At 65.2% G+C, this 23236-nt stretch carries 20 protein-coding genes and 6 tRNA genes; 16 read left to right on the forward strand and 10 right to left on the reverse strand.

All coding sequences use genetic code 11. From position 1 onward, the window contains the following. Positions 1-44 precede the first annotated feature (44 nt). From ABNK63_RS07505 to ABNK63_RS07520, 4 genes are all read left to right on the forward strand, one after another. Positions 45-317 (forward strand): HU family DNA-binding protein, encoded by a 273-nt coding sequence (locus ABNK63_RS07505; RefSeq protein WP_007511239.1) that lies wholly within the window; start codon positions 45-47, stop codon positions 315-317. 19 nt (positions 318-336) lie between these two features. Continuing rightward, positions 337-411, forward strand: a tRNA-Val gene (locus ABNK63_RS07510). Positions 412-421: 10 nt separating this feature from the next. Continuing rightward, positions 422-498 (forward strand) — tRNA-Asp (locus ABNK63_RS07515). Between the two features lie 139 nt (positions 499-637). Continuing rightward, positions 638-2539, forward strand: coding sequence for a SurA N-terminal domain-containing protein (locus ABNK63_RS07520; protein WP_350017075.1), 1902 nt, complete (start codon positions 638-640; stop codon positions 2537-2539). A gap of 106 nt (positions 2540-2645) precedes the next feature. Here the strand turns inward: ABNK63_RS07520 and ABNK63_RS07525 are convergent, their stop codons facing one another. Both ABNK63_RS07525 and gloB read right to left on the reverse strand, forming a co-directional pair. Continuing rightward, on the reverse strand, positions 2646-3641 hold the full coding sequence (locus ABNK63_RS07525) for a transglycosylase SLT domain-containing protein (RefSeq protein WP_350017076.1): 996 nt from the start codon (positions 3639-3641) through the stop codon (positions 2646-2648). A gap of 200 nt (positions 3642-3841) precedes the next feature. Further along, a complete protein-coding gene (gloB, locus tag ABNK63_RS07530) occupies positions 3842-4606 on the reverse strand; it encodes a hydroxyacylglutathione hydrolase (protein WP_350017077.1) in 765 nt (254 codons plus the stop codon). 247 nt (positions 4607-4853) lie between these two features. Between gloB and ABNK63_RS07535 the strand changes: the two genes are divergently transcribed. From ABNK63_RS07535 to dnaQ, 3 genes are read left to right on the forward strand one after another with little or no spacing between them, the layout of a single operon-like run. After that, the gene (locus ABNK63_RS07535; RefSeq protein WP_007805289.1) at positions 4854-5573 is read left to right on the forward strand and encodes a methyltransferase domain-containing protein; all 720 of its coding nucleotides are present in this window, start codon (positions 4854-4856) and stop codon (positions 5571-5573) included. Beyond that, complete coding sequence (rnhA, locus tag ABNK63_RS07540; RefSeq protein WP_350017078.1) at positions 5566-6009, forward strand: ribonuclease HI; 444 nt, start codon at positions 5566-5568, stop codon at positions 6007-6009. Before ABNK63_RS07535 ends, rnhA begins: the two co-directional genes overlap by 8 nt. Further along, positions 6006-6710, forward strand: a complete 705-nt coding sequence (gene dnaQ, locus ABNK63_RS07545; protein WP_007805293.1) for a DNA polymerase III subunit epsilon — start codon at positions 6006-6008, stop codon at positions 6708-6710. The genes rnhA and dnaQ overlap by 4 nt, the downstream gene beginning before the upstream one ends. 356 nt (positions 6711-7066) lie before the next feature. On the opposite strand, the gene ABNK63_RS07550 is transcribed toward dnaQ, so the two are convergent. Continuing rightward, positions 7067-7156: transfer RNA gene (locus ABNK63_RS07550), tRNA-Ser, on the reverse strand. Between the two features lie 111 nt (positions 7157-7267). Between ABNK63_RS07550 and ABNK63_RS07555 the strand changes: the two genes are divergently transcribed. Continuing rightward, positions 7268-7969 (forward strand): protein phosphatase 2C domain-containing protein, encoded by a 702-nt coding sequence (locus ABNK63_RS07555; protein ID WP_007805295.1) that lies wholly within the window; start codon positions 7268-7270, stop codon positions 7967-7969. Between the two features lie 71 nt (positions 7970-8040). Here the strand turns inward: ABNK63_RS07555 and ABNK63_RS07560 are convergent, their stop codons facing one another. The 3 genes from ABNK63_RS07560 to ppsA all read right to left on the reverse strand — a co-directional run bounded on the left by ABNK63_RS07560 (position 8041) and on the right by ppsA (position 13017). Then, entirely contained in the window at positions 8041-9429 is a 1389-nt protein-coding gene (locus ABNK63_RS07560) for an outer membrane protein transport protein (protein ID WP_007805297.1), read from the reverse strand. 117 nt (positions 9430-9546) lie between these two features. Beyond that, entirely contained in the window at positions 9547-10353 is an 807-nt protein-coding gene (locus ABNK63_RS07565; RefSeq protein WP_350017079.1) for a TetR/AcrR family transcriptional regulator, read from the reverse strand. Positions 10354-10644: 291 nt separating this feature from the next. Further along, a complete protein-coding gene (gene ppsA, locus ABNK63_RS07570; protein ID WP_350017080.1) occupies positions 10645-13017 on the reverse strand; it encodes a phosphoenolpyruvate synthase in 2373 nt (790 codons plus the stop codon). Between the two features lie 304 nt (positions 13018-13321). Between ppsA and ABNK63_RS07575 the strand changes: the two genes are divergently transcribed. Further along, a complete protein-coding gene (locus ABNK63_RS07575) occupies positions 13322-14137 on the forward strand; it encodes a pyruvate, water dikinase regulatory protein (protein ID WP_007805301.1) in 816 nt (271 codons plus the stop codon). 37 nt (positions 14138-14174) lie between these two features. Further along, entirely contained in the window at positions 14175-14666 is a 492-nt protein-coding gene (locus ABNK63_RS07580) for a DUF1249 domain-containing protein (protein WP_350017081.1), read from the forward strand. Between the two features lie 107 nt (positions 14667-14773). Here ABNK63_RS07580 and ABNK63_RS07585 read toward each other — a convergent pair. The 3 genes from ABNK63_RS07585 to ABNK63_RS07595 form a co-directional block, all read right to left on the reverse strand. After that, positions 14774-14850, reverse strand: a tRNA-Asp gene (locus tag ABNK63_RS07585). Positions 14851-14886: 36 nt separating this feature from the next. Further along, positions 14887-14962, reverse strand: a tRNA-Glu gene (locus ABNK63_RS07590). Between the two features lie 9 nt (positions 14963-14971). Next, positions 14972-15047 (reverse strand) — tRNA-Ala (locus ABNK63_RS07595). 171 nt (positions 15048-15218) lie between these two features. On the opposite strand from ABNK63_RS07595, the gene ABNK63_RS07600 reads away from it, so the two are divergent. The 5 genes from ABNK63_RS07600 to ABNK63_RS07620 all read left to right on the forward strand — a co-directional run bounded on the left by ABNK63_RS07600 (position 15219) and on the right by ABNK63_RS07620 (position 20282). Next, positions 15219-16967 carry a cation:proton antiporter gene (locus tag ABNK63_RS07600; protein WP_350017082.1) on the forward strand — a complete coding sequence of 583 codons (1749 nt, stop codon included), beginning with the start codon at positions 15219-15221 and terminating at the stop codon, positions 16965-16967. 194 nt (positions 16968-17161) lie between these two features. Then, on the forward strand, positions 17162-17911 hold the full coding sequence (locus ABNK63_RS07605) for an FKBP-type peptidyl-prolyl cis-trans isomerase (protein ID WP_350017083.1): 750 nt from the start codon (positions 17162-17164) through the stop codon (positions 17909-17911). 166 nt (positions 17912-18077) lie between these two features. Beyond that, entirely contained in the window at positions 18078-19421 is a 1344-nt protein-coding gene (locus ABNK63_RS07610; RefSeq protein WP_007805309.1) for a UDP-glucose/GDP-mannose dehydrogenase family protein, read from the forward strand. Between the two features lie 14 nt (positions 19422-19435). Then, positions 19436-19642, forward strand: coding sequence for a SlyX family protein (locus ABNK63_RS07615; RefSeq protein ID WP_157581839.1), 207 nt, complete (start codon positions 19436-19438; stop codon positions 19640-19642). Between the two features lie 31 nt (positions 19643-19673). After that, the gene (locus ABNK63_RS07620; protein WP_007805314.1) at positions 19674-20282 is read left to right on the forward strand and encodes a DUF2058 family protein; all 609 of its coding nucleotides are present in this window, start codon (positions 19674-19676) and stop codon (positions 20280-20282) included. Between the two features lie 72 nt (positions 20283-20354). Here the strand turns inward: ABNK63_RS07620 and ABNK63_RS07625 are convergent, their stop codons facing one another. Then, the gene (locus tag ABNK63_RS07625; RefSeq protein WP_350017084.1) at positions 20355-22436 is read right to left on the reverse strand and encodes a 3-hydroxyacyl-CoA dehydrogenase NAD-binding domain-containing protein; all 2082 of its coding nucleotides are present in this window, start codon (positions 22434-22436) and stop codon (positions 20355-20357) included. A 301-nt stretch (positions 22437-22737) separates the two neighbouring features. On the opposite strand from ABNK63_RS07625, the gene ABNK63_RS07630 reads away from it, so the two are divergent. Further along, complete coding sequence (locus tag ABNK63_RS07630) at positions 22738-23232, forward strand: hypothetical protein (protein WP_040672691.1); 495 nt, start codon at positions 22738-22740, stop codon at positions 23230-23232. The last annotated feature ends 4 nt before the right edge of the window (positions 23233-23236 follow it).

A 23236-nucleotide genomic window follows, 5' to 3' on the forward strand; every position in this document is an offset into this window, starting at 1 on the left:
CGGAACGACCGCGCCGACGAAATCCGAACGAGGGAGTTTTCTCAATGAATAAAACCGATCTGATCAATGCCATTGCCGAGAAGGCCGAGTTGACCAAGGCCGACGCTGGCCGCGCTCTGGAAGCCTTTTTCGAGACCGTGCAAAAGTCGTTGAAGAAGGGTGAGGACGTTTCGGTTGTCGGCTTTGGCACGTTCACCGTGCGCAAGCGTGCTGCCCGCACCGGTCGCAACCCGCGCACCAACGAAGCGATCAAGATCAAGGCGTCGAAGGTGCCTGCGTTCAAGGCTGGCAAGACGTTGAAGGATGCCCTAAACTAAGCGGCTGACGCTTGGTTTCGGGTGCTTAGCTCAGCGGTAGAGCGTCGCCCTTACAAGGCGGTGGTCGTAGGTTCGATCCCTACAGCACCCACCAGAAAAAATGCGGAGTGGTAGTTCAGTTGGTTAGAATGCTGGCCTGTCACGCCGGAGGTCGCGGGTTCGAGTCCCGTCCACTCCGCCACAGTTCGCAAGGGCGCCCGTGTGGCGCCCTTGTCATTTGAGCGGTTCGTCCGCGTCCTGCGACACCGGACGGCACGGGCCGGTTTGCCGACTTGAGCCACGCGCGTCATGCGCTTTCACCATCTTGCGGGAAGATTTCGATGCTGCAGGCAATGCGTAACAAGATGCATGGATGGCCGTCCATCATCCTTCTGGGGGTTTGCGTCTTTGCGATGTCGCTGTTCGGCATGGAGAGTTACTTCATGTCGCACGACGAAGCCTACGTGGCCAAGGTCGGCAAGCACGAGATCGACCAGCGTGCGTTCCAGGACCGCGTGAACCAGGTGCGTCAGCAGCAGGTCGCCCAGCAGGGCGAGCAGTTCGATTCAAGCTCCTTCGAGAAGCCCGAGACGAAGTTGCGCATTCTCGACGGCATGGTCGACGAGCAACTGCTGCAGCAGGCCAACGAGGACTGGGGGCTGCGCGTGCCCGACCTGGCGGTGCGCGACTACATCGCTGCCATTCCCGCGTTCCAGGTCAACGGCAAGTTCGACGGCACCAGCTACCAGGCGTGGCTGACCAGCCAGTACAAGACGCCGGAAATGTTCGAGCGGGAAATTCGTTCGTCACTGGCGATCCAGTTGCTGCCCTCGGCGATCAACGCCAGCACCATCGTCAGCGACGCCCGTCTCGACCAGTTCCTGAAGCTGCAGAACCAGCGCCGTGACCTGCGCTACTTCGTGTTGCAGCGCCCGACGCTGGAGAACGGCACGGTGAGCGATGCCGAGATCGAGGCGTACTACAAGTCGCACCAGGCCGACTACATGAAGCCCGAGATGGTCTCGGTGAAGTACATCGAAGTGGTCGGTGCAGACCTGCCTCTGGTCGCGCAGCCCAGCGACGAGGATCTGCGCAAGCGCTATGCCAGCGAGAAGCAGCGTTTCGTGCAGCCGGAGCAGCGCCTCGTTTCCCACATCCTGATCAACGTGCCGACGAACGCCACGCCGGAACAGCAGAAGGAGGCGCTGGCCAAGGCCGACAAGATCGCCGCGGAAGCGACCCCCGCCGATTTTGCCAAGCTGGCCCAGCAGGATTCGCAGGACTTGGGTTCGCGCCGTCTGGGCGGTGATCTCGGCTGGCTCGAGAAGGGCGTCACCAACGAAGCGTTCGATTCGGCGTTGTTCGCGCTGCAGAAGGGACAGATCTCCAAGCCGGTGCTGTCGACCGACGGTTACCACATCATCTGGTTGCGCGATGTCCGCAGCGGCCAGTCGAAGCCGTTCGATGAAGTGCGCGACCAGCTGGTCAAGGAAGCGACGGCGGCCGATCGTGACCGCAACTACAACGACATCGCGGGCAAGATGTCCGACAACACCTATCAGAACCCCACTTCGCTGGAGCCTGCCTCGGTGGCGCTGAAACTGCCGATCAAGACCACGGCGCTGTTTTCGCGCCAGGGTGGCGAAGGCGTGGCGGCGAATCCGAAGGTGATCGCCGCGGCCTTCAGTGACGACGTGCTGGTGCAGGGAAACAATTCGGCCCTGATCGATCTGGGCAACAACCATTCGCTGGTGTTGCATGTCGACCAGCACGTTCCGGCTGCGGCCAAGCCGCTGGCCGAAGTGCGTGCCGATGTGCTGCAGAAGATTCTCGATGAGCGCATGGCTGCCGTCGAAAAGAAGCAGGCTGACGAAGCCCTCGCGCGCCTGCACAAGGGCGAAGCGATGGATGCGGTGGCCAAGTCGCTTGGCGCGACCGTCACGACGGTGAGCGAGGCGGTTCGGCATGCCCAGGTGCCTGCGCCCCTGCTGACCCGGGCCTTCCTGATGCCGCATCCGGCGGACAACAAGCCGCAGTTTGCCGCGGTGGACATGCTGGATGGCAACTATGCCCTGCTGGCGGTGGACAAGGTGCAGGACGGCGATCTGACCAAGCTGCTGCCGGAGCAGCGCGAGTCGTTGCGCCAGCAGATGGCACAGGCTTACGGTTACGAGGCAGCCCGCGAACTGATCGACCACCTCAAGGCGAAAACCGAGATCAAGATCAACAAGCAGAGGCTGTAAGCACCGGCGCTTCTGCATCGCTTGAAGGAAAAGGACGACCTCGGTCGTCCTTTTCCTGTTCCGGACAATGCGGCCCCGTGCCCGGGAAGGCCGGTCCGCGATGGCGTCAGTTCGGAGCGCTGATCTGCAGCGTCTGACCGGGCTTCAGCGAGTGGTTGCCGAGATGGTTCCAGCGCTTGAGCTGGTCCACGCTGACCGCGTAGGTGCGCGCGATCTGCCACAGGCTGTCGCCGCGCTTGACGGTGTGCTTCCGAAGCAGGCTTGCGTCGCCCGTGGAGCTGGGCGCCGGAGTATCGGCAGGAGGCGCACGCAGCAGGTCGCCGCCGTTGTTGCTGTCGGCAAGCTCGAGCGGAACGTCATTGAAACGGCGCGCATGTGCCGCGGGCATCATGAGATACGAAGCGGCCGCGGTATCGACCATGTTGCTGCCGAACGCCCCGTTAAGCCGCTTCAGTGCGTCCAGCGTCATGCCGGCGCGATCGGCAGCCTGCGCCATCGACATCGCGTGCGGCACATCGGCCTGGACCAGACGCTGCTCGCCGGGCAAGGTCGGCAAGCTGACGTTGAAGCGGGCCGGCTCGCGCACGACGCAGGCGATCGCCAGCAACTTGGTCAGGTGTTCGCGGGTCACCTTGCGCACCGGCAGCCGGGGAATCGCCGGCTGTTCGGGTGGCGTGCCATGCGTCCTGATGGCCTTGCGGATGGCGAACTCCCCCGCGTTGTAGGCATAGTCGACCACCCGCCAGTCGACAAACTGCTTGTGATATTGCTCCAGCAGTTTCATCACGGCATTGGCCGAGGCCGGTACGTCGAGGCGGCCGTCGTAGTGGCGGTCCACGCGCAGTCCCAGCGACCCGGCGGTGACCGGCATCAGCTGCCACATGCCGGCGGGACGATGCTTGCGCGCGGCAATCGGACGAAAGTGGCTTTCCACCCATGGCAGCAACACGAACTCGCCGGCCACGTCGTAGTCTTCGGCCACTTTCTGCACGTAGACCAGGCGTGGCAACACCGCTTGCAGCTGGCTCTCGAATTGTTTCGGATGGCGCGTGTATTGCCTGGCCCATCCCAGCACGGCCGGGTCGGCGTCGCAGCCCGGCATCGCGAAGCTTCCACGCAGTCGTGTCCAGACATCGGCGCCTGCTGGCTGTGCTGCGGGTGATTCGATGTCCGGCACCGGTGGCAGCGGTGCAGGTGCGGAAGAGGGGATTTCGACGGGACCGGCAGCCGGCTGCAACGGTGCGTTGGCACATGCCGCCAACAGTGCGCAGAGGGCCGCCGGCAGGATTCGGATGGCCAGCTTCATGCGCGAAAATCGTCCTTGGCATGGCGCAGGGCGGCGAAGCGCGCCACGCGATCTCCGCCGCAGCCTTGCCGCTGCGCCCAGTCAACGACACCGTTGGTGTCGACGCGCAGGAAGGGGTTGCAGGCCAGTTCGTTGCCAAGCCGAACCGGCAGGGTGGGACGGGAGCTTTTGCGCAGGCTGGCCACGTCCTGCATTCGTCTTGCCAGTTCGGCGTTGGCCGGTTCGACGGCCAACGCGAATCGTCCGTTCACCTCGGTGTATTCGTGTCCGGCACAGACCAGCGTGTCGGCGGGCAGTTGCGCCAGGCGATCCAGCGAGCCAAGCATCTGCGCCGGCGTGCCTTCGAACAGGCGGCCGCAGCCCATGCTGAACAGGGTGTCGCCGCAGAACAGCAGGCCGGCTCCCACGAAGGCGATATGGCTGAGGGTGTGCCCCGGAACCGCGATGACGTCGAATTGGATGGATGGCGCGCTCAGCTCGATGCGATCGCCATCGATCGCCGGCTGGAAAGGCTGCCCGATATCCGGGTGAACCGGTGCGTGGACAGGGACCCCGTGACGTGCACGCAGGGCGGACATCCCGCCGACGTGGTCGGGGTGATGATGGGTGAGCAAGATCGCGCGCAGCCGCAGCCCTCGCGCCGTCAGCGCCTGTTCCACAACGGCTGCATCGCCCGGGTCGACCACGACGGCGTTTCCGTCGTCGTCATGCAACAGCCAGATGTAGTTGTCGGCCAGGGCCGGTAACGGAAGGAGGTGCACGAGGGATCCGCTGCGTTGGGAAAGTCCCCAGGGCGTGGGAACTTGTTGTGGAACGACAGACGCGGCCGTCCCGGGCGCGCTTTAAGCGGTCGACTATAAATTGACGCTACGGCGGACTCGTTAGGCAGTCGTTAAGTACCCGGTCGACCGTTCAGCTGTGTGCGGCAGTTCCGCTCGACGAGCGACCTGCTGAGTCATGGCCGCAACCGTTACACTGTGTAAAGCAACAGATGCCGGACCGGTTTGCATGCAGCATCGCGATGACGAGGTCTACTCCAGCCCACCCATGCTTCGTTTGCTGGAAGAGCAGAGCCAGGCATTGAAGCCGGGGCTGCAGCGTTGTGTCGGCACGCATGGGCTGCTGCTGGATGCATCCCCCCGGTATCCCCGGCCGGCCTTGCCGTTGCTGGGTTGCTGGACCTCGCTGGCGGTGAGCGACGGCGGCTACGATGGCGACCTGCGTGCCAGGGCAGACGAACCGCTGCCTTTCGTCGACGATGCATTCGAACTTGTGCTGGTGCGGCAGGCGCTGGAACTGGCATCGCATCCCGCCGCGTTGCTCGATGAACTCGTTCGGGTGCTGGCGCCCGGTGGCACGCTGGCGTTGACCGGCGTGCATCCGCTGGGTTGCTGGTCGGCGTGGTTGCGCTGGCACGCCCGCGGCAGGTCGCCGGCGTTGCAGATGCCGTGGCGGCTGCGCCACCGCCTTGAGCGCGACGGCCTGCTGGTCGAGCGGGTGCTACGGATCGGCAGCATCTGGCCGGGCGCTGCCGCGCCGCGGCGCAGCCCTGCCGGAGTGTTCGGTGGAGGTTACCTGCTGGTGGCGCGGAAGCACCGGCGATCCGTGACGCTGCTGCGCTTGCTCCCGCAACAGGTGCGGGTGCCGGCGAACGGCCAGCTTTCTCCGGCGGCGCGCCGTGGCGCGTCGCTCCAGATTTTTTCAGGAATTGCAAAAGACGATGAGTGAAGTGGAAGCCTTTACCGATGGCGCATGTCTGGGCAACCCCGGACCCGGTGGCTGGGCCGCCCTGCTGCGCGCCAGGGGCAGCGAGCGCATGGTTGCCGGCGGCGAGCCGGCCACCACCAACAACCGGATGGAGTTGATGGCGGCGATTGGTGCGCTGGAGACCCTGACCCGGCCCTGCCAGGTCATCCTGACTACCGATTCCCGTTACGTGATGCAGGGCATCGAACAATGGATGCCGAAGTGGCGGGCCAATGGCTGGCGCACCGCGGACAGGAAGCCGGTGAAGAACCAGGACCTGTGGCAACGCCTGTCCGATGCCGTCGGCGCCCATCAGGTGCGCTGGAAATGGGTGAAGGGCCACAACGGCCACGCCGAGAACGAACGGGTCGACCAGGCCGCGCGCGAGCAGGCCGAGTCGATGAAGGGCCGGGCATGAGGCAGATCGTCCTCGACACCGAAACGACCGGCCTCGAAGTCCGCCAGGGACACCGGCTGGTGGAAATCGCCTGTGTGGAAATGGTCGAGCGCCGGCTCACCGGCCGGCACTACCAGACCTACCTCAATCCGGACCGGGCCATTGATGAAGGCGCCCGCCTGGTCACCGGCATCGAGGACGAGTTCCTGCTCGACAAGCCGCGTTTCCCCGAGGTGGTGGAGGAGTTCCTGGCCTTCATCGATGGCGCCGAGCTGATCATCCACAACGCCAGTTTCGACATCGGCTTTCTCGATGCCGAGCTTGCGCGGCTGGGCAACGGCGCCGGCAGGATCGGCGACCGCTGCACGGTGCTGGATACGCTGGCGATGGCCCGCGAGCGCTATCCCGGCCAGCGCAACAGCCTCGATGCGTTGTGCAAGCGCCTGGGCGTCGACAACTCCCGCCGCGACCTCCACGGCGGCCTGATCGATGCCCAGTTGCTGGCCGACGTCTATCTGGCGATGACATCCGGGCAGGTGGCGTTCGACCTGGGTTTCGAAGGCGCCGCCGAGCAGCATGACGTGATGGTTGTGGCGCCGGTGGTGCTGCATGCGCGGCCACGGGTCCTGCACGCATCGCCGGAAGAACTGGTCCTGCACGAGCAGAGGCTGGATGCGCTGGACAAGAGTGCGGGTGGGGTGAGTGTTTGGCGGGGAGCTTGATTGGTTGGCGGGGTAAGGGGTGTAGCGGTTAACCCTGGTCGATTTCCCACTGCCGTGTTACTACCGGAAAAGCAAGGCGCGTGCGAAGGACGATGCGGCGCCGCGCGGGTGGGATTGTTCGGCCCATCCTTGGGCCGAACCCCTTCGCGCTGCGCGCTACGGGGCCAGCCTGCGGCTGTCCAACAAGCTCCTGGCAAATTTGTCGACGACGAAGGCAGGATGCCGTAGTCGAACATCGGCATAGCCGATGGCCCGCAGGGCGAGGCGCAGGATGCGCCGAGTAACCCCGGTGGGCTCTCACCTAGCCGTCACCGCCAGAAAAGCAAAACGCCCCACGAGGGGGCGTTTTGCTTTTCTGGCGGAGAGGGTGGGATTCGAACCCACGGTACGCTTACACGTACGCCTGATTTCGAGTCAGGTACATTCGACCACTCTGCCACCTCTCCGGTGCGTTGCATGGTGGCTCATGCGAGCCGGGAATCATACGCGAGCGAACTTGCCGTGACAACAACCTTGTCTTCCGGCATGCTGCTACGGCTCGCCTCCATTGAATACCCATGATCGAATTCGGACACGGAACGCACGTCGGCCTGCGTCGTACGCGCAATGAAGACACTTATTATGCCGATGCTTCACTGGGCCTGTTCCTGGTGGCCGACGGCATGGGAGGCCACCAGCATGGCGAAGTCGCTTCGGCGCTGGTGCGCGATCAGGTCGTGCAGCAGGTCAGGGAGGGGAGCAGCCTGCTGGAGGCCGTGCGTGGCGCGGCCGGGAGCCTGCTCGAGTGCGCCCGCGACAGCTTCGACATCCTGCCCATGGGGACCACCATTGCCGCACTTCGGGTGGAGGGTGACAGCCACGAAGTGGCCTGGGTCGGCGACAGCCGGATCTACCAGTGGAAGCAGGGCCTGCGGCAGGTCAGCCACGATCATTCCCTGGTTCAGGCGCTGGTCGAGGCGGGACAGCTGGACCCGGCGCAGGCGGCGGAACATCCGCAACGCAATGTGCTCACTCAGGCGCTGGGTGTCACCGCCATCGAGCAACTGCACATCGGCATGGCGCGGGGCAAGCTCGAGCCCGGCATGAGCTTCCTGCTGTGCAGCGACGGGCTGACCGAAGGCGTCAGCGACACCACCATCGCGCAGAAGATGGCCCGCGCCGACCTCTCGGCACAGGAGTGCGTCGACCAGCTGCTGCTGTGTGCGCTGGACAGCGGCGGCGACGACAACGTCACGATCCTGATCGTGCGTTCGCGCTGAAGCGCGGACCGGTGATGGCACAAAAAAACGGGGCCGCTTTCGCGGCCCCTTTTTCCTGTTGGGCAACGTGATCAGAAACGATACGTGCCGGTGAGGCTGACGACGTCACCGTGGTCCTTGAACTTGCCGTCCATGGTGCCGTAGCCCAAGGCAGCCTGGTTGGTCTGCTTGACCCGGGCATCGCTGACGAACTGGTGCTGATAGCCGAAGTCCACCGCGAACTTGTCAGAGGCCTGATAACCGAGGCCGAAGCCCAGCAGGCGACGGGAGCCGTCGGGGATGCGCGGGTCGCGGCTGATGATGTTGGACGGGCTTTCGTCGTAGCCGATGCCGGCGCGCAGCGTCCACTGCGAGTTCAACTTGTAGTCGCCACCGATCGAGTAGACCCAGACGTTCTTGTATGCCTGCGGCAGGCTGACCAGAGTCTGTCCGTTGGACGTCAGTGTCAGCTGCTTGAAGTTGGACCAGTCGGTCCACTTCACGCCAGCGGCAACGCTGAAGTTGTCATTGAATGCATGCAGCCAGTCCAGGCTGGCGAATGCCGGCATGTTGAATTCGGCGCTGGCCTTGTCGCCATCGCCGTTGAGCGCGGGCAGGCCGGCGTTGGGGAAAACCACCGGAGCCAGCGCGATCAGATCCTTGGAGGCCTGGCTGCCGTACATGGCGTAGTTGCCGCTCAGGGTCTGCTTGATCTCGGAGTGATAGCTGAAGCCGATGCTGTCACGCGCGGTCGGCTTGAATTCGAAACCCGCGAAGTAGCCGAAGGCGAACTTCTTCTTCACGTCAACGTTGAGCTGCACGTCGCCGCTCTGCGGGGCACCCAGGATGGGCGCGCCCAGCAGGCCGGCAGCCGAACCGTAGGGATCGAGCATGGTGTTGAGCTGCGCCTTGGTGCGTTGACCGACGATGCCCGCACCGATCGAGAACTGGTCGTTGACCTTGAAGCCGGCCGAGAAGCTCAGCGCGATGGACTGCACGCTGGTCTTGGTGCCGAAGTAGCGGCCCTGCCAGGTCGGGTTGTACTCGCTGACCAGGCCGTAGGGCACGGTGACGCTGGCACCGAGTGCCAGACGGTCATTGACCTTGGTGGCAAATGCCATGTTCGGGAACGGAATGAACTTGCCGAAACCATCCGGGTTGTTGCCGGTGGTCGGGTTGCCCTGCTGGTCCTGGAACGAACCTTCGAACTTGGCGCTGGGGCGAATGCCGGTGCCGGTCAACTGGACCAGGGTGCCGTCGAAGAACGCCATCGCCGCCGGATTGTTGTAGACCGCCGTCGGATCGTTCGCGAACAGCGAGCCGCCCGCATTGGCGCGCGCCCAGCCAGCGGCGTTGTCGGTGGGCAGCTGGAAGGAACCGGCCTGCGCGCCCAGCGGCATGGCGAGTGCGCCGGCAACGGCCAGGGCGAGGCTGGCCTTGGTGCCGAGACGGGAGAGGTTTTGCAAGGTTTGACGGTCCACGTGGGTTCTCCTGTGACAAAAAGGTCCGGGATGGGACGCATCCGCGGCGATGGTTTCTGGTTTTGTGTGGTGATGATGGGGCAGCACGTATCGGGAAGGTGGCACGGTGTCGCTTGGTCAGGACGCAGGCCTCCCGTCCTGGATCCAGAGGGTGGATGGCGGAATGCCCTGGCGCCGTGAATCCGTATCGGCGGCCGGTGGTGTCGTGCGGGTGGCTTCGGCTGTCACCTGATCCTGTTGCAACACCTGCTCGATCACTTTGATCTGCTCCGTGTTTCCAGACGGGGCGGTGAGGATGGGGGACACCAGCGAGATCAGGCGCGCCAGCAGTTCGGTGTCGTTGATGGCCTCGCCCTTGCTGATGCTGGCGATCAGTTGCTGCATGTCTTCCCCGGCCAGCATGCCGGACAGCGCCTTCAGGGCGAAATGCAGGCGCAGTCCGAGTTCGCCCCGGGGCAGCGTGGGCAGGGCGCGCGCGAACGCCTCGAAAAAGCGCCCGGAAATCGATCGGTAATGCTGCTGCAGAAAATCCTGGATGAACGGCGAGGGGTCGCTGTAGACCCGGCCCAGCAAGCGCATGAAGGCCGGTCCCGAGGCGCTGCCATGGCTGAGCCGGAAAGCCGGCACGAACAGCATGGCCAGCACGGCGCGGGCATCCAGACCTTCCGGTCGCTGGCGCTCGCACGCACTCAGCAATTGCAGCCGCTCGCGGTTGAGGCGATCCAGTCGTTGCGACAACAGCTCCTGGACCAGCGCCTCCTTGCTGCCGAAGTGGTAGTTCACCGCGGCCAGGTTCGCACCAGCCCTGGCGGTGATGTGGCGCAGCGACATCGCTTCGTAGCCACCCTCGATGAACAGCCACTCGGTGGCCTCGAGCAGCCGCTTGCGGGTGTCACTGGGATTGGTTCGCTGCGTCGGACTCAAGAAGCTTGCCCCGTGATGGCCCAGCCAGGTAGCTGACGCCTGCTTCAAATCAAGGATTGAAACACGTGTATGGAAGCTACCGGTGGGCCGCAGGGCGGGCAAGCTGCAGTGCAAGATGCCGAAGAGATGACTGCGGGAAGGGGGCGTTGAAGCCGGCGATCCTTGCGGGCCGTGCACGGGCTTGATCCGGCGTATCAAGTCGGGAGCGCCAGACAGCAAAAGGGCCGGATGAGTCCGGCCCTTTTGCTGCACTGCATGGCAAATCGCGTCAGCGGATGGCCGACATCGTCCTCAGTCGGCCTTCTTCTTGGCCAGGCGCAGCCAGGTATCGACGACCGTGTCCGGATTCAGCGACAACGATTCGATGCCCTGTTCCATCAGCCATTCGGCCAGGTCCGGATGGTCGGACGGGCCCTGACCGCAGATGCCGATGTACTTGCCCTTGGCGCGCGCGGTCTTGATCGCCATCGCCAGCAGCTTCTTCACCGCCGGGTCGCGCTCGTCGAACAAGCTGGCGACGATGGACGAATCGCGGTCCAGGCCCAGGGTGAGCTGGGTGAGGTCGTTGGAGCCGATCGAGAAGCCGTCGAAGATGTCGAGGAACTCGTCGGCGAGCAGGGCGTTGGACGGCACTTCGCACATCATGATCACTTTCAGATCGTGCTCGCCCTGCTTGAGGCCGTTCTTCGCCAGCACGTCGATGACCTTGCGGCCTTCGCCGAGCGTGCGCACGAACGGGATCATCACCCACACGTTGGCAAGGCCCATCACTTCGCGCACGCGCTTGACCGCCTTGCACTCCAGTCCGAACGCCTCGGAGAAGCTCGGGTCGACGTAGCGGCTGGCGCCACGGAAGCCGATCATCGGATTCTCTTCGTGCGGCTCGTAGCGCGAGCCGCCGAGCAGGCCGGCGTATTCGTTCGACTTGAAGTCGGACAGGCGCACGATCACCGGCTTCGGATAGACCGAGGCGGCGATGGTGGCGATGCCTTCGGCCAGGCGGTCGACGTAGAACTCGACCGGACCGGCATAGCCGGCGATGCGCTCGTCGATCTTCGCCTTGGTCTCGGCGTCCTGCCTGGCGTATTCCAGCAGCGCCTTCGGATGCACACCGATGTGGCTGGCGATGATCATTTCCAGGCGAGCCAGGCCGATGCCGGCGTTCGGCAACTGGCCGAAGTCGAACGCGCGCTCGGGGTTGGCCACGTTCATCATGATCTTCAGCGGCGCCTCGGGCATGTCGCCCAGGTCGGCGGTGATCCGCTCGAACTTCAGGATGCCTTCGTAGATCGTGCCGGTGTCGCCTTCGGCGCAGGACACGGTGACGTCGGCGCCATCGGGGATCAGCTCCAGCGCATTGCCGGTGCCGACCACGGCGGGCACGCCCAGCTCGCGGGCGATGATCGCCGCGTGGCAGGTACGGCCGCCGCGGTTGGTCACGATGGCCGAGGCGCGCTTCATCACCGGCTCCCAGTCGGGATCGGTCATGTCGGCGATCAGCACGTCACCGGCCTGCACCTTGTTCATGTCGGACAGCGAACGGATCACCCGCGCCTTGCCCGCGCCGATCTTCTGGCCGATCGAGCGTCCTTCGGCCAGCACCTTGCCCTTCTCGCTGAGATGGAAGCGCTCGAGCTGGGTGGCGTGCGAACGGGACTTCACCGTCTCCGGGCGTGCCTGCACGATGTAGATCTTGCCGGTGTGGCCGTCCTTCGCCCACTCGATGTCCATCGGCCGGTCGTAATGCTTCTCGATGATCAGCGACTGGCGAGCCAGCTCCTGCACGTCCTCGTCGCTGATGCAGAACCTGTTGCGCAGGTCGGCCGGCGTGTCTTCGGTCTTGACCCGTTCGCCCGGGGCGATGGAGTAGACCATGCGCAACTGCTTCGCACCGAGGTTGCGGCGCAGCACCGCCGGCTTGCCTTCGCGCAGGGTGGGCTTGAACACGTAGAACTCGTCGGGATTCACCGCGCCCTGCACGACCATCTCGCCGAGGCCATACGAACCGGTGACGAATACCACGTCGCGGAAACCCGACTCGGTATCCAGCGTGAACAGCACGCCGGAGGCGCCCACGTCCGAGCGCACCATCAGCTGCACGCCGGCGGACAGGAACACGTCCTCGTGCTTGAAGCCCTGGTGCACGCGATAGGCGATCGCGCGATCGTTGTACAGCGACGCGAAGACTTCCTTGACCTTGTGCAGTACGTCGTCGATGCCGACCACGTTGAGGAAAGTTTCCTGCTGTCCGGCGAACGAGGCGTCGGGCAGGTCTTCGGCGGTGGCCGAGGAGCGCACCGCGACCGCGATGTCGTCGGCGCCGGCGTCCTTGCAAAGCTTGATGTAGGCCGCGCGGATCGCCTGTTCGAGTTCGGCGGGCAGGGCGGTGTCGACGATCCAGCCACGGATTTCCTTGCCGGCAGCGACCAGGGTGTCGACGTCGTCGACATCGAGCGACGCGAGCCGTTCCTGGATGCGTTTGGCCAGGCCGCTCTTTTCCAGGTACTGCTGGAACGCGTCGGCGGTGGTGGCGAAACCACCCGGCACGGAGACACCCAGTTTGGCCAGGTTGCCGATCATCTCGCCCAGCGAGGCGTTCTTGCCGCCAACCTTGCCCAGGTCAGTCATGCGCAGTTGGTCGAGCCAAAGCACCAGATCGTTCAAGGGTGTCTCCTTCTGAGGAAGCGTTGCGAAGAGTGGAATGGACGCGACATGCAGGCCCGGAGCGGGTTGCAAAGAACTGGTATTGTCCGCTGCGGATGGTGCGCAGCACAAGAAGACCATTGCAGGCAGATGCCATTCCAACCCGATACCAGTCAGCTGGCGGTAAATTTCTGGCAGCCGGGTTGGCGGTGGCGATCGAGCCGATGTCGTGCCGGTTCACCGGGTTGTGGACGCGTCAGAATGCATGCCGCAACCTGCTAAGGTGCGGCCAGACGCCATCCGCCATCCGCCATCAGGGCCACGCATGCATCGAACCGTATTCTTCATTTCGGACTCCACCGGGATCACGGCGGAGACCATCGGCAACAGCATCCTGGCGCAGTTCGAAGGCGTGCAGTTCGACAAGCACCGCTTGCCCTTCACCGACAACGCGCACAAGGCGGAGGCTGCCGCGCTGCGCATCAAGACCAACTATGCGCAGACCGGCCAGCGTCCGATCGTGGTCAACACCATGGCCGAACGCGCCCTGTGCGAGATCGTCGCCGCCAGCGGCGCGCTGATGCTGGACGTGTTTGCGCCCTTCATCGGCCCGCTCGAGGAGGAGCTGTCCACCAAGCGCTCGGGTGCGGTCAACCGGTCGCATGGCATGGTCGATTTCGACAAGTACGAGGCGCGCATCAACGCGACCAACTACGCGTTGTCGCATGACGACGGCATCGACGTGAACTATGCCGAGGCGGACCTGATCCTGGTCGGCGTGTCGCGCTCGGGCAAGACGCCGACCTGTCTCTACATGGCCTTGCATTACGGAGTCAGCGCCGCCAACTATCCGCTGACCGACGACGACCTCGAGAAGCTCGAATTGCCGGCGCGTCTGCGTCCGTACAAGGATCGGCTGTATGGCCTCACCATCGATCCGGTGCGCCTGGCGCAGATCCGCGAACAGCGCCGCGCCGGCAGCCGCTACGCCACCTTGCAGCAATGCCGCTGGGAGCTGGAGCAGGCCGATCGCCTGATGCGCCAGGCCGGCATTCCCAGCCTCAACACCACCCATGTGTCGATCGAGGAGATCGCCAGCAAGATCTTCGATCGCTTCGGCATCGAACGAACCATGTTCTGAAAACCCTGGCCCGCCCACTGGAGTTCGTGCATCCCCGATGAGTGCCGTACTGGACAACCGCCGCAGCCTGCTACCGGGACGATTCGAGTTCCTGATGGGGCTGTACGCCGAGAATTACCATCGCCTGACCCGACTGTTTCAGCCACAGCAGCTGGCGCCGGGGCGTTATGTGTCGAACGTGGACGACGGTCTCGACGTCCACCTTTCCGTGCAGGAGCGTCATCCGTACACGCTGGAACTGGAACTCACCTACGATTTCGTCGACATCGATACTGGCAGGCGTGCGCCGTCGGCACAGTTGCGCATGTATACCGACGCGCATGTGGCCGAGGCGCTGCATTGCCACCCCGGGCGGCACCTGTGGCAGGTGCTGGGTCCGTTTCCGCCGGCGCATTCGGTGTTTCAGCACCGCTTGCGGATGAACGGATTCCTGTCGCGCTGGCTGGAATACCTCGTCGAGCAGGGCCATTCCGTCGGCACGCTGGTGCCGCAGCCGCAGCCGCAGTCGAGCGAGGGCGCTCGGAAGTAGTGGCCTCGATCATGGGGCCGCCTTCCTGGTTCCTGCGCACACGCAGCAGCGCGCAAAATCACCACGCAGCAAAAAGCCCGCACTAGGCGGGCTTTTTGCTTGAATAGTGGCGGAGTGGACGGGACTCGAACCCGCGACCTCCGGCGTGACAGGCCAGCATTCTAACCAACTGAACTACCACTCCGCATTGTGTTGCTTCTTCCAGCTGTGCGAGCCAACTTGGCGTCCCCACGGGGATTCGAACCCCGGTGTCCACCGTGAAAGGGTGGTGTCCTAGGCCTCTAGACGATGGGGACAATTCAAGTTGGTGGAGCCAGGCGGGATCGAACCGCCGACCTCCTGCATGCCATGCAGGCGCTCTCCCAGCTGAGCTATGGCCCCGCCGCTGGAAGCCGAGAAGAATAGGTGCGCTCCGGAATTCCGTCAAGCTTTTTTTCACACTTTTCGATCACGGGGCGGCGGCTTGTCGACGATGCCCTCCTGCGCGCAGGCGAGTGCCGCCTTTCCTTCGTTTAAGCTGGAGCGATACCTCGGGTTCCAGAGAGTTGATGAATGCACGAAATCGGCTTCATTCGTGATCTTGCCATCGTGATGATCGTGGCGGGCGCCACCACGATCGTGTTCCAGCGGATGCGGCAGCCGGTGCTGCTGGGCTACATCCTGGCGGGCGTGCTGATCGGGCCGCATACGCCGGGCGTGCTGGTGGGCGATGCGCGCGCCATCGACGACATTTCCAATCTCGGCGTGGTCCTGCTGATGTTCACCCTGGGCCTGGAATTCAGCGTGCGCAAGTTGCGTGAGGTCGGCATCGGCGTGCTGGCCGTGGCGGTCGCGGAAGTGGGGCTGATGTTGTGGATCGGCTATGGCATCGGCGGTCTGTTCGGCTGGTCCGGCACGGACGCGCTGTTTCTTGGCGCGATCATTTCGTTGTCCTCGACGATGGTGGCCACGCGCACGCTGGCCGAGTCCGGGCAGCGCCAGCAGAAGTTCGCGCAACTGGTGACGGGCCTGCTGGTGGCCGAGGACATGCTCACCATCGTGATGCTGACCCTGCTCACGGCGGTGGCGATCGGTGGCTCGGTGCAGGCCGACACGGCGCTGGCCCTGGTCGGGCACCTGGGCCTGTTCGTGATCGTGGGAATGATCCTGGGCCTGCTGCTGCTGCCCCGCCTGGTCGATTACGTGGCGAGCTTCGATCGCGACGAGACCTTGCTGGTCAGCGTGCTCGGCATCTGCTTCGGCGCCAGCCTGTTCGCGGTGTGGATGGGTTTCAGTGTCGCGCTGGGTGCCTTTCTGGCCGGCGCGGTGGTGGCCGAATCGCGCAGCGTGGGGCGGGTGCTGCATCTGGTGGAGCCGTTGCGTGACATGTTCGCGGCGCTGTTCTTCGTGGCGATCGGGCTGAAGATCGATCCCGCGATGCTGTTGCAGTACGCCTTGCCGGCCCTGCTCATCGCGACCGTGGTGATCGTCGGCAAGACCCTGGCCTGCAGCCTGGGCATCTTCATCGTGGGCCACGATCCGCGCACGGCGCTGCGCTCGGGCCTGGGCATGGCGCAGATCGGCGAATTCTCGTTCGTCATTGCCACGCTTGGACTTTCGCTGGGCGTGGTCAGTGATTTCATCTACCCGATCGCGGTGGCCGTTTCCGTGCTGTGCATGGCCGCGTCGCCGTACCTGAACCGGTCCGCCGAGAGCCTGGCCAATGGCTTGCGCCGGGTGACGCCGCGCTCGCTGATCCTGCTGGCGAACAGTTACAACGGCTGGCTGGAGAACCTCAAGCCGGTCAACGAAAACGCGGCCATCGCGGCCATCTTCCGCCGCCTGCTCTGGCACATCGGCATCAACGTGTTGCTGGTGGTGGCGCTGTTCATCGTCGGTGCCTACGTCAATGCGCACAACTGGAGCTGGTTCTCGAAGCTCGGCATCGATCGGGAACTGCGCCACACGCTGATATGGGCCTGCGCGCTGTTCCTGTCGCTGCCCATGCTGATCGCCGTGTACCGCAAGGCCGAGGCGCTGGGCATGGTGCTGGCGGAGCTCGGCATCCGCGAGCGGTTTGCGGGCTCGTACACGCAGGCAATCCGCAACGTGCTGGCGCGGGTCATCCCGCTGGCCACGCTGCTGGCGCTGGCGCTGCTGGTCAGCGGACTCAGTTCGGCGATCCTGCCACCGCGCGGGATCGCCCTGTCGCTGGTGGTGCTGGTGGTGGCGGTGGCGGTGGTGCTGTGGCGGGGCCTGGTCAGGATGCATGCGCGGCTGCAGGCCGCCCTGAAGGAGACCCTCGAAAAACCTGATCCGTGAGATCGCGACGGTCTCCTGCGGGGGGGGCGGGGAGGGGGCCGGCACGGGGTGCCGGAATGAACCTTTATAGGGAATGACGGTCTGATCGCCCGATCGTTGCCAAGATCTGACAAGCACCGCACAATGCGAGGCCTGCCTCCATCGGGGGGGCCCGGCCGGCAGTGTCGGCACATCCATACATGAGGGAGTTACGAATGAAGCACTTTCTGCGTCCCACGCTGACGGCGGCCGCGATGGCTGTTGCGCTGGGCATGACGGCCTCCGTTGCCGCCCAGACGACTGGCGCTGCGGGCACCGTCGACAAGGCCAAGGCAAGCTACGTTGTGGGTTGGGAAATTGCTTCCCAGGTTCCGCCGATCATGCGCGACGAACTGGATCCGACCGCCGTGGCCAACGCGGTGAAGGCGGCGCTGTCCGGCCAGAAGCCGACCATGAGCGACACCGAAGCCAAGCAGGTGCACGATGCCTTCATGGCCAAGATCCAGGCCAAGTACCAGGCCGAGATGACCAAGCTGGCGGCCAAGAACAAGGCCGAAGGCGATGTGTTCCTGGCCAAGAACAAGAGCGCGCCGGGCGTGAAGACGACCGCGTCGGGCCTGCAGTACCAGGTGATCAGCCAGGGCACGGGCGCCCGCCCGGGTCCGAACGACACGGTGGAGATCAACTACACCGGTACCTTCATCAACGGCCAGGTGTTCGATGCCTCGGCCAAGCACAACCCGCCGGGCGCCGCGAAGATCCCGCTGGCCGGCGTGATCCCGGGCTTCCGTGAAGGTCTGCAGCTGATGCAGGTCGGTGGTCACTACAAGCTGTTCATTCCGTCCGCGCTGGCTTACGGTGCCGAGCCGCAGCCGCCGATGCCGCCGAACGCCACGCTGATTTTCGACGTGACCCTGGTCAAGACGGGTCCGACGCCGGCTGGCGCCGCTGCGGGCGGCAAGTAAGCGTTACGTAGCAGTTGCCGGAGGCGACTCCGGCGCGAGTTCCACGAAGGGGCGCGAAGCGATTCGCGCCCCTTCGTGTTTGCGGAAATCGCGATGGCCGGATCGAAGCGGTCGCGGCGGCGGTTAGAATGGACGTCCAACTTTTGCGGGAATCGTCACGACGATGATGAATGTCACTATCTTCGGTACCGGCTATGTCGGCCTGGTCACCGGTGCCTGCCTGGCGGAAATGGGCAACAAGGTGGTTTGCGTGGATATCGATGCGGGCAAGGTCGAGCGCCTGAAGCGCGGCGAGATCCCGATCTTCGAGCCCGGGCTTGAGGCAATCGTGCAACGCAACCACGCCGGCGGTCGGCTCGATTTCACCACCGACGCGGCGCCGGCGATCGCGCATGCCGAATTGATCTTCATCGCCGTCGGCACGCCACCGGACGAGGATGGCAGCGCCGACCTGCAGTACGTGCAGGCGGTGGCCCGCACCATCGGCCGCCACCTGGATCACTACGCCGTGGTGGTGAACAAGTCGACCGTGCCGGTGGGCACCGCCGATCGGGTGCGCGAGGCGGTGGCTGGCGAATTGAAGGCGCGCAACGCGACGGTGGAATTCGACGTGGTCTCCAATCCGGAGTTCCTCAAGGAAGGCGCCGCGGTGGAAGACTGCCTGCGCCCGGACCGCATCGTGGTCGGTTCCTCCAGCGCGCGCGCGGTGGCGGTGCTGCGCAAGCTGTACGCACCGTTCAACCGCAACCACGATCGCATGGTGGTGATGGACGAGCGTTCGGCCGAGCTGACCAAGTACGCGGCCAACGCGATGCTGGCCACCAAGATCAGTTTCATGAACGAGATCGCGAATATCGCCGAGCGGGTGGGGGCCGACGTGGAACTGGTGCGCCAGGGCATCGGTTCGGACCCGCGCATCGGCTACAGCTTCATCTACCCGGGCGCTGGCTACGGCGGTTCGTGTTTTCCCAAGGACGTGCAGGCGCTGGAACGCACCGCGCACGCGTACGGTTATGACGCCCGTCTGCTGGGCGCGGTCGAGGCGGTCAATCGCCAGCAGAAGGGCAAGCTGTTCGAGCTGGTCTCGCGCCACTTCGACGGCCAGCTGGCGGGCCGCACGATCGCGCTGTGGGGGCTGGCGTTCAAGCCCAACACCGACGACATGCGCGAGGCGTCCAGCCGGCGACTGATGGAGTTGCTGTGGGAAGCCGGCGCCAGCGTGCGTGCGTTCGATCCGGAAGCGCGCGCGGAAACGCAGCGCCTGTACGGCGATCGCGCGGACCTGGTGCTGTGCGGCGACGCCATGGAAGCCGTTCGCGGTGCCGACGTGCTGGCCGTGGTCACCGAGTGGAAGGCGTTCCGCAGCCCGGACTTCGCCGCCATCCGCGGGACGCTGGCCGAACCGGCGATCTTCGACGGACGCAACCTGTACGACCCGGCGGTGGTGGAGGAGGCGGGTCTGGCCTATTACGGCATCGGGCGCGGGCGCAGCCTGCAGTCATCGCCGTGAACGACCAGCGCGCCATGTTCGAGCAGCGGCTGGACGAGATGGAGGTCAAGCTGACCTTCATCGACGAGGCTGTCCAGGCGTTGACCACGGCGGACGCCGACCAGTCGCAGCGAATCGCTGCGCTGGAGCGCGCGTTGCGCGATCTGCGCGGCGAAATGGCATCGATGCGGGTCGCCCAGGGCAGTGACGCACACGACGAACCGCCGCCGCCGCATTACTGAAATTTGTATCCAACGATCACGGAATACCCGCATGGCCGATTCCCTGCGCGATCAGCTGCTCAAGAGCGGCATCGTCAAACAGGTTCAACTCGAGCGCCCCCGCGAGCCGAAGCGGCCGCCGTCGCCCGGCAAGCCGGCGCGTCATGGCGGCAAGCCTGGTGCCAATACCGGTGGCAAGTCTGCTGCCAGGCCTGGCAGCAAGCCGCAACCACCTGTGGCCGGCCGCAGCCAGCAGGACATCGACCTGGCCAGGGCTTATGCGTTGCGCGCGCAGACCGAGACGCGGGAGCGCAAGCAGATCGAGCAGGAAGTGGCCGAACAGGCCCGGCTGCGCCGCGAGCGCAAGCAGAAGATCCAGCAATTGCTTGATGGCAAGGCGCTGAACAAGACCGATGCGGACCAGCCGCGCAATTTCGAGTACGGCGGCAAGATCCGCCGGGTGCATGTGGACGCCCCGCAGCTTGCCGCGCTCAATGCCGGCGAGCTGGGCGTGGTCCAGCACGGTGGTCGCTACCTGCTGGTGGCGCGCGAGATTGCCGAACAGGTCCGTGCCATCGATCCGCACCTGCTGGCCTTGCTGGTCGACCCGACGGCATCGGGCGTCGGTGACGATGGCGTGCCGGACGACCTGATGTGGTGATGGCGACATGAGTCCATGAAAAAGAGCCCGGCGTGCCGGGCTCTCTGGTGGGGGTGACGCGTCATCCAGGGCTCAGTGGCTGGGGGAAGTCGGCAGTTCGAAGCCACCCTGCGCCAGCGTCGGATTGTCCCAGCCATTCTTCGGCTTGAATCGCTCGCCATGGCGTTGCGCCAGTTCCTCGAGCCTTGCCTTGAGCTTGTCGGCGCCTTCGCTGCGCGTGTACTGGATCGGGCCACCCCGGAACGGCGCGAAGCCGGTGCCGAAGATCACGCCGGCATCCAGCAGGTCGGCATCATCCACCACGCCATCGGCAAGGCAGGCGATCGCCTCGTTGACCATCGGCAGGATCATCCGGTCGGCCAGATCCGGTGGCGTCACGTACTCCTGGGGTACTTCGGGTTTCTGCGGCCTGCCGTCCTGCCAGACATACAGGCCCTGGCCATCCTTCTTGCCGCGCTTGCCGGCCTCCAGCTTGTCGTCCAGCCCCGGCGGCAACTCCAGTCCCAAGAAGGGCGCCAGTTCGCGGCCGACCGATGCGCACACGTCCAGGCCGACAGTGTCGGCCAGCTCGATCGGCCCCATCGGCATGCCGAACTTCTTCGCCGCGCGGTCCAGCACCGGGCCGGGCACGCCTTCGCTGTACAGGCGCAGCGCTTCCAGCAGGTAGGGCATCAGGATGCGGTTGACCAGGAACCCCGGCGTGCCCTTGACCGCCACCGGCAACTTGCCGATGGCCTTGCAGAATGCCAGTGCGCGCTTCTCGATCAGCGGATCGAGTCGGTCATGCCGCACCACTTCCACCAGCGGCATCTGCGCCACCGGATTGAAGAAGTGCAGGCCCAGGAAGCGCTGCGGCGCGGCCAGGTTCTTGCGCAGCTCGTCCAGCGGGATGCTGGAGGTGTTGCTGGCCAGGATCTCGTCGGCCGGGAACTGGGGCTCGATGGTGGCGTACAACGCCTCCTTGGCCCCGGCGTTCTCGTAGATCGCCTCGATGGCCAGGTCGGCCGCCGCCACGCCGCTGCCGTCGACATCGGCGCGCAGGCGCTGCATCGCCGCCTCCACCTTGTCGGCGGACTTCAGCTTCTTCTCGTACAGGGCGCGGGCACGATCCAGCGCCGGCTGGATGAACTTCATCTCGCGATCCTGCAGGGTCACGTTGAAACCCTTGAACGCGGCCCAGGCGGCGATGTCGCCGCCCATCACGCCGGCACCGACCACGTGCACGTGGCTGATTTGCGCGTCGACGCCGGCGCCCTGGCCCTTCAGGCGTTCCTGCAGGAAGAAGATCCGGATCAGGTTCTGCGCCGTCGGCGTGGTCGCCAGCTTCGCCACCGAGCGTGCCTCGAGCTTCAGTCGCTGGCTGATGCCGGAACCGCCACGCTTCCACACCTCGATCATCGCGAATGGCGCGGGGTAGTGCTCCTTGCGCACCTTGGCCGCGGTCTGCTTCAGCACGATCGGCGCCAGGATCTGCCGGGCCAGCCAGGTATTGGTGGCCCAGGCCCTGGCGCGGCGGGCGAACGGTCGCGTCGCGGGGCGACGCAGCAACAGGCGCGCCTCGCTCAGCAGCTCGTCCGGGCGTGCCAGCCGGTCGACCACGCCCAGGCCCAGGGCGCGCTTTGCCGACAGGGCCTTGCCGGTCAGCATCACCGGCAGCGCCTCGGTGGCGCCGATCAGGCGCGGCAGGCGCGCGGTGCCGCCCCAGCCGGGATGGATGCCCAGCATCACTTCGGGCAGGGCGATCCGCGTTTTCTCGTCGTCGACGGCGATGCGCTGGCGGCAGGCCAGGATCAGCTCGGTGCCGCCGCCCATGCAGGCGCCGTGCACGGCGGCCACGGTGGGGCAGGGCAGGCGAGCCAACGCCTCGTAGACGCGCTGGCCGTGCTCGATGTTCTCCAGCACCGTGTCGTGTTTCGCGTACTCGACGAATTCCTTGATGTCGGCGCCCACGGCGAAGCCCGAGGCCTTGGCCGAGTGGATCACCACGCCGGCCGGCTTCTCGATGGCCAGGCGCTCGACGATCTGCTCCAGTTCGTCCAGCACCGCGCGGGAAATCGCGTTGACGCTGCTGTTGGCGCGATCCAGGGTCAGCGTGACGATGCCATCCTCGCTTTCGCTGGTCTTCCAGTGGTTGAAGCGCAGTCCTTCGAACATGGGTCGATACGGTGTGGTGGAGGAGGCCTGAACCATACCGTCCCGACGCCATGATTGCGAGATGTGACACATCTGCTTGACCCTGCGCCGGTGCCGGTGTGAAATCGGTCATCATCCGTTGGCACCGAGGTTGCAGCGGGCGCGACGTGCAGGGCACGGGACGACGGGCTGACGGGCAGGAACAGGGATGCTCCGGCGCGCATCGGTCAACGTGGCAACCAGCGGGCTCCTTCCCGTCATTTATCCAGGCAGTCGCGGGCTGGCTGACTCCATGGCTTCATCGCCGCCGCACGGGGACGCAATGAATTCGACAATCGCCTCCGTTCCCGTGCAAGCCGGCAACGAGATCTTCGAACGCATCCTGGCCGCACCCAGCGGACTGGTGGTGCTGGACTGCCAGGACGTGCATGCCCTGATCGATCAGTTTCGCGCGATCGCGCGGCATACCGGCCAGGCCGTCTACCTCTGGCAACCCGATACCGGGCTGGGCAGCCTGCGCGACGCCCACGTGCGCGTGCCGGACTGTCAACGGCTGGGCAACGCGCTGCGCTACATGCAGCAGAGCATGCATTTCGGCGTGTACTTCCTGCTCGGACTCGAGCTGCCGCTGTCGGCGATGGACGGCACCCTGCTGCGCCAGCTGGCGCGCGCGCCCAAGGGACATCTGCGCCGGGTGGTCCTGATCGATGCGCCCGCCGCGCTGACCGAGCACCTGGGCGACCTGGCGACGCACATCGGCAGCCATGACAGCCAGCCCCGGCGCCTGCGCCTGCGCGACGGCCGCTGGCTGGTCTGAGGCG

This window comes from Rhodanobacter sp. IGA1.0 (assembly GCF_040208325.1).
GTDB lineage: Bacteria > Pseudomonadota > Gammaproteobacteria > Xanthomonadales > Rhodanobacteraceae > Rhodanobacter > Rhodanobacter spathiphylli.